Here is a 380-nt window from a genome sequence, read left to right as displayed (position 1 = left end):
GTGATTCAGGCGGTACGCCAAGTGTGGTCAAAACCGTTGGCGGTGCGTATCTCCACCACCGATTGGGTGGAGGGGGGCACCACGGTGGATGAGGCGGTGTTGATAGCGAAAGCGATGAAGCAAGCAGGGGCAGACCTGATTGATTGTTCCTCTGGTGAAGTTTCCCCGGAACAAAAACCAGTGTACGGGCGCATGTTCCAAACGCCAATGGCTGACCGCGTGCGCAATGAAGCGGGTATCCCTGTTATCGCCGTGGGGGCAATCACCGATGCAGACCAAGTGAACAGCATTATTGCCGCGGGTCGTGCGGATTTATGCGCGTTATCGCGTCCATTACTCTCTGACCCTGCGTGGCTGTTGCATGAGTGTGCCCGCCATGG

1 protein-coding gene is annotated in these 380 nt (G+C 57.4%); it reads left to right on the top strand.

The features are described 5' to 3' along the window. Window positions 1–380: oxidoreductase (locus AC4IFO_RS23130; protein WP_490737871.1), on the top strand; the 380-nt coding region annotated here is incomplete at both ends.

It is taken from the genome of Providencia sp. UF-224 (assembly GCF_058245955.1).
This window is presented reverse-complemented; position numbering and strand designations above follow the sequence as displayed.